Below are 12019 nucleotides of genomic sequence, written 5' to 3'. Positions count from 1 at the left end.
AGGTGTAACCGGAGCAATCCGGCTTTCCCTGCGCGATGGGTTACGGCTTATTTCGCGCTCTCCCCGGCGAGACTGGGCTTGTTTGTCACCGCCTCGCGAAGATGCTTCGCATCTCGCGGGGGACACCGGCCGCTAGGGCGTCAGGACCACACGACTTCACCGTCCGCTTCACGCGCATTCGTCGACTGCGCGCTCGGCGTCCACCGCATCTCACCGCAACACCCGTGACGATGCGCAGCGCCCCTCGATCGGGTGAGACGGGAGATTCATACACTGAGTTACAGTTCTGATAAAGCGAAATATTTTTACGCGAAGGGTTTGCGCCGTCGGGCAACTCAGTGGCAGGGGGCTGCGGCTCTATCGACCCGTCATTCCCGGGCGCGCAATTGCGCATCTGAGGGCAGCCCGCAGGGTTGAGCCCGGAATCCATCGGAGCACGGAACAAGCGGCGAAATAGATTCCAGTCTCATGCTTCGCATGCCCCGGAATGACGGAGGACGGATCGGTCGGCTGTATCAATTGATTTGCGCCGGTCTTTGACCCGCAGCCGGCCAAAATCTCTCGCAGAGGCAAGCGAGGTCGCGGCTCGCGGCTGCCGTCACCGCAAATTTACCCAATCTTTTCAATCCATTGGGGAAATTTCGCGCTCCGGCCCCGCGCTCCCTTGCAAAATCCGCCCCGGCCCTTCAAGAGAGGGCCTCCCGGAGAGATGGCCGAGTGGCTTAAGGCGCACGCTTGGAAAGCGTGTGTGCGGGAAACCGTACCGTGGGTTCGAATCCCACTCTCTCCGCCACTGATTTGTAGCAGCGAGAAAGTCCTTCAAAATCAGGTGTTTCCTGAACCGCCGGTTTGGAGCGGTGTAGCACTACAGTGTAGCACTTTTAACCTCTTGTTTACCACGTTTGGACGACGATCTCGATTCAAAAAGTCGCTGTCCGTGGTCTGCTTGGCGAAGCGATGTGTCAGTCGCTCGGTCCGCCATCTCGTCAGCGTTACGCAGCTGCCTTTCTTCTTTTGCGCTCCGGCATTCCTTACGGTGCCTCCATCACGCACGCCGCGATAGCGGCGCGGAATCGCCGGTCGCATCCCATGACAAGGTCCTGCCAGGCCTTGCCGTCTGCGAGATCGTCGGCCAGGTGCCCGAAGTCGACGAGCGTGCAGATCGCGAGCAGTAACCTGAATTCGCCGCCCGAACACGTCCCCGCGTAACGTCGCGCCGCCATGACGAACAGTCCGATGTCCTTGGTGTTGCGGATGACGACCGCGCGGCGGAGATCTTCGAAGCAACCGGTGCTTTGCAGCAGGTCGGCCCATTCCTTGCCCAAGCCGGCGAACACGCTGCCGGCGGGGCCATTCTTGAATTCAGTGAAGTTCATTCTCTTCTCCCTTGTTGGGTTTGTCAGAGCGGATGTCCGGCTTACGATCGCCGTGCGTCTCCGCGGAAAGTGCCGTGGGCACTACAGGTCGGCGGCGGTGTCCTTAACGCCCTCGCGGAGGAGCTCGCTAAATCCCAGCAGCGGCAGCGGCGAAACGGACGTGCCGCCCACCGCCGGCAACTGGATGTAGTCCCATTCGCCGCCAGGTGCGGAGGGAAAGCGAAGCGTCTCCGAAGAGTAGATCTTCTTCGGCCGCCGCTTGCCCCGGTGCCATTCGTCGATCGTGCCGAACAGCACGCGACCCTGCGGGTCGCTCCACAACACGCTCACGCCGACCGTGGGGATCGCGGCGCCGGTGCGCCCCACTTCCCAGAAGTTCTGGAGCAGCCTTGCTACGTCGGCTGCGAAAAAGCCCGCCGTGGACCACTTCTTCCTCGGCGTACCCAGCTCGGTCTGCAACGTCATGGCGCCGATGCGCTCGGCGACCATTGCCATCGCGGACGACTTGCGCACCTGGCTGCAGATCGAGAGCAGGATCTTCGTCCCTTCCACGGCAAGCGCTTCCGTATGATCGTCAAGGTCACTCGGAATGACGTTGGCCTGGAGCAACGCGTCGAGAGGCAATGTGACCCGGTCGGTTCCGAAATTCAGCCGTTCCACCATCTCGGCGCGAAACTCCGCCGTCTGGTACATCCGACGCCTCACTTCACTCGCTTCGGTAGGCATTTTTCTGTTCCTTTCACTGGAAGGGGCTTGATCGCATCCTTCCCGTGTTCTACTGAACGAAATTAAGTTCGGTAGAGTCAATTGGCTTGGCGATGAATGGTTAATTCCCGTCAACTTTCGGAGGTTGTCGCCAGTTCGCTGGGCCGTCCCTATACGGCCACCCTGCAGCACGCACGCAATCTGCGGGAAACAAAAGGCTCGAAGGATGGGCCGCTATTGAGCGCCGGCGGGCGGGGTCGGAACGCTCCGGCCATGACGCACGAAGACGCCGCCGCATTGCTCTGCGCGATCCTCGGCTCCGAGAACGTGCAGGACAGCGTCAAGACGGTCGAAGCGATGCGAGAGCTCGAGGCGAATTTCCAGGGGCAGCGTGGAAGCATGCTGCGGAACGGGATCGTCCCCTTCGATACCGGCATTCGGCGAGAGCACAACGTGATCGAAGCGCTTGCCGCCGTGCTGCGCTTCTTCGACGGCGAACAGGAGATCGTCAGGAGATTTCACCCGTACGATGAGGAACTCCACGTTCTGTTCGAGGTGGAGTATCCGCTGCACTACGCATTCATCACGGTCGGCGTGCGCAAAAAGTTCTGGGAGACGTGGACCTATGGACGCAAGAAAGAGGTTCGTAACGAACAGCTTCGCCGCTGCCGGCAAGACGCGATGCGCGAAATCTCGCATGCGCTGCGATCGACGGGAGCAGACGGCGCCAAGTTGGAGGGGGATCGATGAGGGGTAAATCGAAACGCTGAGTGAATTCGAATGCGTCAGCGCCTACGTTTGGACCGGCGCGCAGCTGACGGACGCGTCGGCCCTCAGCCGAATCCTCATTTTGCAGTGCTGTTTTGAATCTTCAAACGGGAAGAGAATCCCTCCCTCTCCGCCATAATAAAACGGCTTCGAGAAAGCCCCGTAAAACAAGGCCTTAATGCACGCCAGAGCTCTCTGGTGTAGCCCCAGGGTGTAGCCCCACGGCACTCCCTATTTGGCATGCAGAGGTCCCTCTCGCAACCTTCGTTCGCCTAGCCGGACGACGCTTCATGGCATGGCGTCGCACGCCTTGGTCAGCCAATCTTCCGAGTCCGGAAGCGTTCAGTTGAAGCTGGGCCGACTGCGCCGTTCACCAGATCAGGATTGCGTCGGCCCACGCCGCCGTGAGGAAAAAGGAGGCCGGGGATTAGCCGCAGCGCGAAGGAGCGCCCGCCGCTGATCCAGCCAACGACGATCTTACGGAGAGTATTTGTCGAAAGCGCCGCCAGAACCGGACCGACCACGTCGGCGGAGTTGATCTTGCATGTGGCTGCGAGCGTGCCTGCGGCCACGGCGGCCGAATGCGTGTAGACGAGAACCGGCTACGGCCGCGCTCACCAAACGCCTTCCGCAAGCTGGCGGAGATCGGGAGAACTCCAGTGAGCGTCAAAGCCAGCAATAAGGCCGACGGGAGGCTGAAAGCACGTCCGAGCTGCAGGGCGGCTGTGCCCGTCTCCCCGCATGCCCTTGACCGTGAAGATAGCGCCATAGATCGTCGTCGTCGCACCAGTGCAAAGTAAGGGAATCAACTAGCTCACATTGAGCGATGGCCCTGCGATTCTATCTCAATCGTGGGTCTGAAGCCGTGACCTCTGCACCAAAAGCACAGTGAACAACGGCGCCAGTACCCCGATCAACGATACTGTGATTAACAGCCAGCCGAGCTGGCTGTAGTCGGCGGGTGATTGAACTGCGCCGGTCGCTGGGTCTTTAACCTCGCGAGTCACCAGAAAGATCTGGTTCAGATATTTCGTAAGCAAACTGCTGGCCGTCAGTGCCATATTGGTGAATGAGGCCATCACCGCAAAGAACGTTGCCTTGAGGTCGGCCGGTGCATTGCGCGCGATCCAGGTCAACAGAGGAATCATCGCGACCTGGCCGAGGGGAGACTCGAGCGTGGTTTCGATAATCGCGATGAAATGCGCATCCACGACGCCGCCAGTGAGGCGCGCAGTCCACTCTTGAATACCATAGTAAAGCCCGATGTTCGGCAGCGCCAGAACACCCGAGGCGAGTGTCAACAGAACAACAATATACGCGATGGACCGGCTTGCCATCAGCGGTCGCAGCAGCACCATGCCTATGAGCGTAAGGCAAGATGAAATCAGCGAAAGCACGGACAGGAACTGCTGGTCGAAGTGGAGTTGATCAATCATGAACCACGTAGCCCCTGCGCCTGGCAGCGGAACCGCACGAAACACGAATATGATGAGCGCGGTGCCGATCAACGCCCGCGCCTTCGCGCGGGGCAATTTCTGGACCAGCTGGTAAATAAGCACGGTGATGATCGCCATCGATCCGCAGAACACGATCTCCTGTGCCATCGGTATATCGCTGATGCCGATTGCCAGCGTTAGAACCACGAACGCGGCGCCGCCAACGAACATCCAGTAGTTGGGCTCCGTTGTTTGACCTGGCGAATAGACCAGTTGGTCGGCCTCGTCCGGCTTTAAGCCCTGCTTCCGAAGTTGCCTAGCCCGTGCGGCAAGTATTGCCTGCGACAGCATCACCCCGCTGACTGATACTAGAGGGATAGCAAGCGCCATCATGTAGATGCGGGCGTAGACGTTCGCTTTCTGGCTTTGTTCCAGGCTCTCCACACCGGCAAACATCACGATATTGAGCAGCGCGACGAACACCAGTCCGCTTATAAGCGCGATGCGCCCAAGGGTCTGCATCGTGGTATGGAGCGACTTGGTCTCCTCTTCGAACAGCGGTTTGCCGTCCGCGCGGACGCGCGGCACGGCTTCAACCGACATGGCATCGGCAACCGTGTCCTGGATTACATAGCCGGCTGGCGCCAGTAGGCTGCTCACCACGAACCAGGTTTCCACACTGAGGAATTGACGCATTCCGTCCATGTGCATGATGAGTGCGTACATGATGACGAGGCTCGCGGCGATCAGCGCGGCGCCCAGATAGACCAAGAGCGCCTTCCAGCGCCAAACCAGATCGACTAGGTGGCCAAGTGGCATTTTCAACGCCCAGGGCAGCCCAGCCCAAAAGGCGAGCGCGGCCAAAAATGCAGCCGAAAGCCCGAGGTACTCCTTGACAAAAAATGTGCCGACGATGGCGGTCAATCCGGAAATCCCCGCCGCGAAATAGATCATCAGCGGAGGCAGAAACGACCAGCGCAGTTGCCGAAAGATATCAACGAAAGTTCGCTTGAGCCACTCTTCCGCCGATGGAAGCATGCTTTACGGGCCTTCTGCCGAAGTATCAGGTGCCCGATTGAACACGCTGCAATCTACTTCGTCCTGTTCATGATACGATCAGGTCGACCAGGAGAAGCAGGACGCTTGAAACAAGGCCTGCAAATGGTACCCATCGCGGACAAATAAACGTTCCCAACGGCGGAGCTTCATTTCTGCTTTTAATCCGGATTAGCGCAACATTTATAATTGCGAAAATCACAAGCGTGAAGCCCGCGGTCAGATCGGCGAGGCCCGCGAGTGGAACGGCCAGCGCCAGCACGAGGATCGCGCTGACCCCGATAGCGGTTGCCAGAAGAGGCGTGTGCGTCACCGGATTCAGCCGTGTAAGAGCCTTCGGCAGGTTGCCTTGATCGGCCAGCCCATAGATCACCCGGGCAATCATGATCATGTGCACGATGACGCCGTTAAGCGTCGCTACAATGGCGATTGCACTCATGGTGATGAGCGGCAGGCCCGTGAGCCGCTCGAAGACAAGCGCAAGGGGTGCCGAAGACCGGGCGAGCTCTTGCGGAGGCACCGCCGTGACCGCGACCCACACAACCACCCCGTATATAAGCGCGGTGAGTCCGAGCGTCAGGAACAACGCGCGCGGCAGGGTACGACTTGGTTCCTTCATCTCTTCGGCAACGTTTACGAGATGCTCGAAGCCAATGAAGGCAAAGACCGCTGTGAGCGCCGTCCCGGCAATGCCGATCCAGGCCGTTGTATCGCCGGCAGAAGGCCAAATCTCTGGAAGGCGGGTGACAACGTCGGTCCCGTGACCTAGGCCGGCAACAATGATCAGCACAAGGCCGCCCACTTCGATGAGCGTCATGACACCGGCGAAGGTGACGGACTGAACCGTCGCGAGACATGCCACGACCCCCATGGCAAGAACTACCATGGAAATTATCCACGGGGCGGGGAGGGGTAGAAACACCGCAACATAGCCTGCACTGCCGACGCTGATCGTCGCGGCCGAGACTGTTGCCGTCGTGACCACGAGAAGGCCGACACCGAGACTGAGCCAATCAAACCCGAACGCGGCTTGGACATAGGCCGCTTCGCTGGCGCTTACCGGCATCCGAGTTCCCAACTCAGCAAACGATGCCGCACTGAAAGCCATGACGAGAGCCGCACCCACGAAGGCAAGCGGCGCATGCATGCCGCTGCGCCCCGCGGCGAGACCAACAAGAACATAGATGCCGGCTCCGATGGTTACGCCAAGTCCATAGAGCACGGCGTGTGTCAGCGTGAGCGAGCGAACAAGGCGCGGGGAGGCGTCCTGCGTTGCACCAGACTGGACAGACATCAAGGTTCTCCGCGGTGGGTCCAGCCGGTGCTGCCTCATGGATGATAGCAGCTAAAGTATCGCATGGTTCAGGGCAAGACCGACGCTGCGCGTCAAGAAGTCCACTCCGGCATCTGCACTTCCTTCAAGTTGATCCAGCTCAAACTCACTTTCATTTGACGCAATAAGCTTGTTGCCGAGGCGGAAGGTGCTAGGGCGCAATTGACCGATGGGCGGGCGCAACTCGAGTTCGAGGAAACCATTCTACGACCGCGTATAGTGTGCCAATGAGCTTGGCTTCGAATTCCTGAACAAGCGGACATAACTAATCACAACCTGGTGGAAGCATTATCTCGGCCATGTTTACCGGGACCAAGCTCCTCAATCGCCCGCCGGAAGACAGGTGATGCGAGAAAATTCAGAGAACAGAGATTTGGATAAATGAGCCGCCTCCACACCGAGAGCCACCTTGTCGAGCGGATCGGGTGGTTGAGAGCGGCCGTGCTCGGCGCGAACGATGGGATCATATCCACGGCGAGCCTGATCCTGGGTGTAGCCTCCGCCGCCGCGTCGCAAACCGATATCTTGCTCACAGGCGTTGCCGGCCTTGTGGCTGGCGCAATGTCGATGGCGGCTGGCGAATATGTGTCGGTGAGTTCGCAGGCCGATACCGAGCACGCGGACCTTGCGCGGGAGAAGCGCGAATTGGCGGATGATCCGGCCTTTGAAAGGGAAGAACTGACGCAGCTCTATCTGGCCAGAGGCGTGGAGGTTGGTCTTGCCCGCGAGGTTGCGAAGCAGTTGATGGCGAAGGATGCACTAGCCGCCCACGCCCGTGACGAACTTGGCATCTCATCCATCAGCACCGCCCGTCCGGTTCAAGCGGCACTCGCATCGGCCGCGACATTCTCGGTCGGGGCCGCCGCTCCTCTTGTGCTTGTTCTTGTCTCGCCATCTGGCGTGTTGATCCCGGGTGTCGCTGTGGGATCGCTGTTTTTCCTGGCCATTCTCGGTGCGGTGGGCGCAAGAGCCGGAGGCGCTGGTTTATTGAAGCCGACGGTCCGAGTGACGTTTTGGGGTGCGTTTGCGATGGGCTTGACGGCCGGTATCGGCGCTGTCTTCGGAAAGGTGGTCTAGCCCTCCAAGAAAGTATCAAGTGAAGGGTTGAGGGAAGGGAAATAGGCTCGTTGAGTACATGTCGGTGGCCTTGATGATTATCGGCGCCAATACGGCGCGGGCCGCGGATCCAAACAACGGCCATGACGTCGTAAACCGTTGGTGTTCGAACTGCCACTTGGTCGAGCGTGGTCAGAAAGGCTCTATCACCGAAGCAACCCCCTTTGCGACGATCGCAAAACGAACCGGTTTCGACGAAGCAAAGTTGGCTTTCTTCCTGCTTGATCCGCATCCGAAGATGCCGAACTTGCAGCTTACTCGCAGGGAGGCGGCAGATATCGCGGCCTATATTTCAACACTGCGGTCAGGCCGCACCCGGTAGAGCCACCGCAACCAGTTTCGCCCGAACCTGGGCCCGCGAGCGCCGCAACGGCATCTCCTGCCATCCGGCTGAACGAGGCGAACGCCTGAAATGTCGCGAGACGGTTGCACAGGGTTTCGTTAAAGACGGTCGTGGCTTCCTCGTGCCGGCCGCCGGAATGCAGCGCGACGGCGTAAACGTACGTCATTCGGCTCCGGCGTCGTTTCTCTTAGCTTTCTCCACCCGAACCATAAGCCTCCAGCCTGATGCAGAGCGTCGACGAGGCCGGTCACAAGCCCGCCGCTGCGCTACGCCGGTTCTTCCGACAAGGCGACACGGTTGGAGACGACCACCAAGCGGCTCAAGCGGATTCCCTCTGTGCTTTCGAGGTTACCTCAAGCCGAGCCGCCTGGCCAACGTTGCCTATTCATAGCGCAGCGCTTCGATCGGATCGAGGCGGGCGGCCTTTCGCGCGGGGTAGTAGCCGAAGAAGATGCCGACGGCTGCCGAGAACAGGAACCCGCCGGCGATCGCGGCCAGGGATATCGGCGCCGGCCAGCCGGTGAGGGCGGAGATGGCGACGGAAAACACCGCGCCGATGACAATTCCCACGATGCCGCCGCTGACGCTGATGAAGATCGCTTCGGCAAGAAACTGCAGCAGCACGTGTAGTCTTCGGGCGCCAATCGCCATCCGGAGTCCGATCTCCCGCGTTCGCTCCGTCACCGAGACGAGCAGGATGTTCATGATGCCGATGCCGCCGACCACAAGCGAAATGGACGCCACCGCGGCCAGGAGGAGCGCCATGATGCGGCTGCTGCCTTCTGCGGTCTCTGCGATCTGACTGAGGTTTCGCACGGAAAAATCGTTGGTCGTGCCTGGCCTGATGTGGTGACGCCGCGCCAGGATTTCGGTGGCCTGACCAATCGCCGCCTGGATGCCGGTCTGATCCACCGCCTGCACGTAGATCTGATTCACATATCCGGTCATCCGCGGCTGAAGCCCATACGGATTCGGCGGCGTCGGATAGATCCAGTTGATGGCCGTTTGCTGCTGGCTTGGCGCCGCGACGCCGATGATCTTGCGCTCGGCCGTCGTGAACGGAACCATGATCAGATCGTCCTGGTCCTGTCCAAAGGACGTCTGTCCCTTCTGGTCAAGAATTCCGACGACCCGCAACGACACACCCTTGGCCTGCACCGTCGCCCCGATCGGATTCTGGGAGGAGCCGAAGAGTTGCCGGCGCACGGTCTCGCCGAGGACCGCGACCAGCGCCGAGCTTCGCTCGTCCTCCGGAGTGATCGCCCGCCCTGCGGCGATCTGCCAGTTTGTCATCGGAGGATAGTTGGCGCTTACGCCCTGAATGCCGGTGGTCCAGTTCTGGTTCGCAAAGCGGATCAGTCCCGGCTGGCGGATCAGATAGCTCACGGCTCCGGCGGCAGGCGCCTCCTGCCGGATTGCCCGGACGTCGGCCACGGTCAGCGTCGATGCGCTTCCGGAGCCGCCGCGCGCGCCGCCGCTCGTGGCTGCACCCGGCAGGATGACCACGAGGTTCGTTCCGAGCCTTGCGATCTCCTTTCGGACAGCCTCGTTGGCGCCCTGGCCGACCGACACCATGACGATCAATGCGGCGACGCCGATGAAGACCCCGAGCATCGTCAGCGCCGAACGCATCTTGTTGCGCCAGATCGCCTCGGCGGCTGCCGTCATCACCATCCAGGCAAAGGGCCATGATGCGCCCGACATGGCGACGTAGGCCGACCGTTCCCGGGGCTGGACCAATTTGTCCGCCGCGCCGCCTGCCGGCCGGGGCGCCTTGGCGCGCTGCGTCTTCTTCACATCCGTGATGATCTGGCCGTCGCGCATGGTCAGCACGCGATCCGCAAAGGCCGCGACATCCGGCTCGTGGGTCACCACGATGATGGTGACGCCTTGCTCGCGATTGAGCGAGCTGAGCGTCTGCATGATCTCGTTGGAGTTGCGGGTATCGAGATTGCCGGTCGGCTCATCCGCCAGCAGCAGGCTCGGTTGATTGATCAGGGCCCGCGCGATCGCAACCCGCTGCTGCTGCCCGCCTGACAGTTGGCCCGGCGTGTTGCGCTCCCGGTCGCGCAGCCCGAGCTTGTCCAGAACCGCGCGCGCCCGCTCGAAGCGCGCGCTCGCATGGCTCTGGCCGGACATCGCGTACAGAAGCGGCAGGGCGACATTGTCGATGGCGCTGGTACGCGGCAACAGATTGAAGCTCTGGAATACGAATCCAAGCCGCTCGCTGCGAAGGCCGGCAAGATCCGGCTCCGCAAGCTGCGCGACGTCGATGCCGTCGAACCAGTAATGACCGGCGGTCGGCCGGTCGAGGCAACCAAGGATCGACATCAGCGTCGACTTGCCCGATCCGGATGCGCCCATGATGGCGATGAACTCGCCGTGTTCGACGACCAGGCTGACGTCCGAAAGCGCGCGAACGTCGATGTCGCCGACATGATATGTCCGCGACACTCCCTCGATCCTGATGACCGGCTCCGCCATGTGCCTTCAATCGTTGCGGCTGTTGCGATCAGAGTCGTGGCGGCGGCACGCCGGAACGTGCCTTCGCTGAATTCCGCGCCTCCGCGACGATCACCCTGTCGTTGACTTTCAGGTCGCCTTGTACGATCTCCGTAAACTCGTCGTCATCGAGCCCGACCGCAACCTGAACCGGCACCGGCGATCCGTCCCGCAACACCCAAACGCGCGCTTGTTTCGTGTTGCCAAGGGCGGTCCCGGTCGGGACATAACGCAACGCCTGGTTCGGAACGCGGAGCACGCCGCTGCGCCGATCGATGATGATCCTTGTCGCCGCCGTCAGGCCGGGTTTGAGCGCCAGATCGGGGTTGTTGACGCTGACGACGACATCGTAAGTGATGACGTTCTGCACGGTTTGCGGGGACTGGCGGACCTGGGTCACCGTTCCCTCGAACAGACGTTTCGGATATGCGTCGACCGTGAACGTCGCCTTGTCGCCATTCTTGATGCCGCCGATATCGCTCTCGCTGACATTGGCGTCCACCTGCATCCTGGTGAGGTCGGTCGCGATCAGGAACAGCGTGGGAGTTTGGAAACTCGCCGCCACCGTCTGTCCCATGGTGACGGCGCGCGAAACGACCGTGCCATCGACCGGCGAGATGATGTTGGTATAGTCGAGATTGACCTGCGCCGCGGCGAGCACGGCTTCGCGGTGCTGGATGGTGGCTTCGTCAAACGTGATTTGCGCCAGAGCCTGATCGTACACGTTCTTCGCATTGTCATAGGCGTCCTCCGACACGGCGCTTGTCTTGACGAGCGTGGCGAGGCGCTCGAGGTTGGCCTTGGCATAGATGAGCGACGCCTTGTCCTTATCCAGCTGCGCTTTCGCGATGGCGAGACTGGCCTTCGCCTGATCGACGATGCTCTGATAGGGGCGGGGATCAATCCTGGCGCAGGTTTGTCCGCGCTTGACCTGCGTGTTGTAGTCGCAACTCAATTCCTGGATCACGCCGGATACATAGGTCCCGACAATGATCGTCAATTCCGGATTGACAGAGCCCGTGGCATTTACGTCGCGCGCGACGTCACCGATCGCAACAGGCGCCGTCTCATATCGGACCGACGCGTCGCCGCTGAGAGACCACCAGATGCCCAGAGATGCAGCGGAGAGCAGCAGGGCGATCGTCGCGGCAATCCGGTACTTCGTCGCAAATCGCGGCTGCGCGAGCGGCTCTCTGACCGGGCGCCCGGCCGGCGGCGGCACGTAAGGCAGAGCGTCCCTGTTTTCGGCCGCGGCACCAATGCCGAGATGCGGGTTCATTTCGCCTTGGCTCCAGGCGTCGGATGATGGCTGTTGCCACCATAGGCTACCGCTGGGCCGAATGGTTGATTGGGATCAAGGTCTGGGAGCCTGGCAAGCCATTCA

Annotated in this window: 9 protein-coding genes and 1 tRNA gene; 4 read left to right on the top strand and 6 right to left on the bottom strand. The window is 60.9% G+C overall.

The window, feature by feature from the left end; translation table 11 throughout:
• Window positions 1-703 precede the first annotated feature (703 nt).
• Window positions 704-793: transfer RNA gene (locus V5279_RS43820), tRNA-Ser, on the top strand.
• 238 nt (window positions 794-1031) lie between these two features.
• On the opposite strand, the gene V5279_RS43815 is transcribed toward V5279_RS43820, so the two are convergent.
• Window positions 1032-1376, bottom strand: a complete 345-nt coding sequence (locus V5279_RS43815; RefSeq protein WP_338693377.1) for a hypothetical protein — start codon at window positions 1374-1376, stop codon at window positions 1032-1034.
• 81 nt (window positions 1377-1457) lie between these two features.
• Window positions 1458-2069, bottom strand: a complete 612-nt coding sequence (locus tag V5279_RS43810) for a hypothetical protein (RefSeq protein WP_338693375.1) — start codon at window positions 2067-2069, stop codon at window positions 1458-1460.
• Window positions 2070-2198: 129 nt separating this feature from the next.
• Here V5279_RS43810 and V5279_RS43805 point away from each other — a divergent pair, with 129 nt between their 5' ends.
• Window positions 2199-2831, top strand: coding sequence for a hypothetical protein (locus V5279_RS43805; protein ID WP_338693373.1), 633 nt, complete (start codon window positions 2199-2201; stop codon window positions 2829-2831).
• An 863-nt stretch (window positions 2832-3694) separates the two neighbouring features.
• Here V5279_RS43805 and V5279_RS43800 read toward each other — a convergent pair.
• Together V5279_RS43800 and V5279_RS43795 are read right to left on the bottom strand one after the other, a co-directional pair.
• Complete coding sequence (locus tag V5279_RS43800; protein ID WP_338693371.1) at window positions 3695-5323, bottom strand: hypothetical protein; 1629 nt, start codon at window positions 5321-5323, stop codon at window positions 3695-3697.
• Between the two features lie 67 nt (window positions 5324-5390).
• Window positions 5391-6635, bottom strand: a complete 1245-nt coding sequence (locus tag V5279_RS43795) for an APC family permease (RefSeq protein WP_338693369.1) — start codon at window positions 6633-6635, stop codon at window positions 5391-5393.
• Between the two features lie 420 nt (window positions 6636-7055).
• Between V5279_RS43795 and V5279_RS43790 the strand changes: the two genes are divergently transcribed.
• A complete protein-coding gene (locus V5279_RS43790; RefSeq protein ID WP_338693367.1) occupies window positions 7056-7751 on the top strand; it encodes a VIT family protein in 696 nt (231 codons plus the stop codon).
• Between the two features lie 58 nt (window positions 7752-7809).
• On the top strand, window positions 7810-8112 hold the full coding sequence (locus V5279_RS43785; RefSeq protein WP_338693366.1) for a c-type cytochrome: 303 nt from the start codon (window positions 7810-7812) through the stop codon (window positions 8110-8112).
• Window positions 8113-8514: 402 nt separating this feature from the next.
• Here V5279_RS43785 and V5279_RS43780 read toward each other — a convergent pair whose 3' ends face one another.
• Window positions 8515-10587 (bottom strand): ABC transporter permease, encoded by a 2073-nt coding sequence (locus V5279_RS43780; protein ID WP_338693364.1) that lies wholly within the window; start codon window positions 10585-10587, stop codon window positions 8515-8517.
• Between the two features lie 58 nt (window positions 10588-10645).
• Complete coding sequence (locus tag V5279_RS43775; protein WP_338693362.1) at window positions 10646-11914, bottom strand: efflux RND transporter periplasmic adaptor subunit; 1269 nt, start codon at window positions 11912-11914, stop codon at window positions 10646-10648.
• Window positions 11915-12019 lie beyond the last annotated feature (105 nt).

The organism is Bradyrhizobium sp. 26S5 (genome assembly GCF_036923295.1).
Lineage (GTDB): Bacteria > Pseudomonadota > Alphaproteobacteria > Rhizobiales > Xanthobacteraceae > Bradyrhizobium > Bradyrhizobium septentrionale.
The sequence above is the reverse complement of the archived record's forward strand: the minus strand, read 5'-3'. Positions and strand labels throughout refer to the sequence as shown.